Below are 1,771 nucleotides of genomic sequence, written 5' to 3'. Positions count from 1 at the left end.
CGCACCGCGCCCACGTCGCGCGTGCGGACCACCGCCTGGGCCTCCTCGCGCGCCAGGGGCACCCGCAGATCCCCCGCCTCGGCGTGCGTGCGCACGGGGGCGACGGGTGCCTCGCGTGGGGCGGAGTCGTCCTTCCAGGAGTGGGGATCGACCTTCTCCCCCGTGCCCTGCTCTCGCGTCGCGGCCCCGGCGAGCAGCCGCACCTCCCCGCCCGCCACCGTGCCGACGTCACTGCGAGAGACGGTGAAGCGCCGAGGCCAGAAGAAGCCGCGCTCCACCACCAGGGCCCCGCTCTCGAGCCCCACCAACGTCCCCAGGTGCCTGCCGTCGGCCCCGCGTACCGCGAGGCCCGTCCTTAGCTCTCCCGTCGTCTCCGTAGCCATGCCCTTCCCCTCCTCGGGTTGTCAGTGCAGGTCGTGGTCCAGGTCCCCCGTGCCCTCCTGCTTCGCGGGAGGCCGGCCCTCGGGCGTGTCCCGCCGCCCGGTGAGCACCTCCCGCCACGGCGCGGGGCGCGTCTCGCTCGTGGCCGCTGCGCGCCCCCCGGAGCGGCGAGCACGCCCCTGATGAGCCCACGGCCCCGCCACACGCCCGGCGAGGATGGCGCGCCCGAGCGCGGCGCCGACCACCGCGCCCACCACGGCCGCGAGCCCGCTCCACCCCGGCTGAGGCAGGACGCCCCCGCTGCCCGGCCCCACCAGCGCGGCCAGCAGGAGCGCGCCCGCCCAGGCGAGCAGCCCATGCAGGTACGCGCCGCGGATGCCGCGCTCGCCCGAGGCGGACACGCCCGTCCACGACGCCACCCCGGCGGCGAGCAGCGGCGTCAGCACCCACCACAGCCGGTGCCCGAGGTCAGGCCCGTCGTCGCGCACGAGCGCCTGGGGCACGTCCGCGAAGCGCAGCAGCACCAACCACAGGGCGGCGCCCAGCAGCGCGCCAGTGGCCACCGCGCTCCAGCGCACGCCAGGCCAGGGCCGGAACGTCCCGCGATGCAGCTCGTCCATGGGGCATCTCCTCGCTTGGGGGTGCAGACCGCGAGCGCCCCAGCGGGCGCTCTCCCGAGCACCATGTGCAGCGCGCTTCCCCGCCGCAGCGCACGGCGGGAGAGCCCGCCTCGCCACATCGAGAGGGCAGCCAGACGGGAGGGGCTTCTCCCCTCCCCGCGAGGACGAGCAGGCGGGCCTTCGCTCCCCACCCGGATGGGAGGGGAGGCTAGATGCGCTCGACGGAGAAGACGCCCGGGAGGCGCTCGATGGTGCGCATGAGGTCGGTGAGCTGCTTGAGGTCGGAGATGGTGACCTCGAAGGTGTTCACCGCGCGGTCATCCCCGGTGGCCCGGCAGTTGGCCTGGGAGATGTTCACGCCCTTCTTGGAGAAGGTGTTGGAGATGTCCGCCAGCAGGCCCGTGCGGTCCGCGGTGAGCACGCGCAGGGTGACGGGGCGCTTGAAGTCGCCGCGCACGTCCCACGACACGTCCACGCGACGCTCGGGATCCGTGGCCAGCGCCTTGTCGCAGCCCACGGTGTGGACCGTCACGCCCCGGCCCCGGGTGATGAAGCCGGCGATGGGGTCTCCCGGCACCGGGTTGCAGCAGCGGCCGAAGCGGACCAGCACATCGTCCACGCCGCCGATCTGCACCCCGCTGCTGTTCTGCTTGCCCACCAGCTTCTTGGCGAAGTCGGTGACGCGCGACAGGCTCGGCAGCATGCTGCTGGAGCCCGAGGCCTCCGCCGGCATCGCCTTGCCCTCCCCCGAGGAGGCCGCCAGCTTCTCC

General features: G+C 74.8%; 3 protein-coding genes. All 3 read right to left on the bottom strand.

The window, feature by feature from the left end; genetic code table 11:
* Window positions 1–383, bottom strand: a 383-nt coding sequence (locus tag VF697_RS06965) for a hypothetical protein (protein WP_414641255.1), incomplete at its 3' end; no start/stop codon positions are given.
* 21 nt (window positions 384–404) lie between these two features.
* Window positions 405–1,001: a hypothetical protein gene (locus tag VF697_RS06960; protein ID WP_331092710.1), complete on the bottom strand. Its 597-nt coding sequence runs from the start codon at window positions 999–1,001 to the stop codon at window positions 405–407.
* A 208-nt stretch (window positions 1,002–1,209) separates the two neighbouring features.
* A partial coding sequence (locus VF697_RS06955; protein ID WP_331092709.1) for an ACT domain-containing protein occupies window positions 1,210–1,771 on the bottom strand: 562 nt, incomplete at its 5' end.

It is taken from the genome of Archangium sp. (assembly GCF_036388035.1).
Classification (GTDB): Bacteria; Myxococcota; Myxococcia; order Myxococcales; family Myxococcaceae; genus Archangium.
The sequence above is the reverse complement of the archived record's forward strand: the minus strand, read 5'-3'. Positions and strand labels throughout refer to the sequence as shown.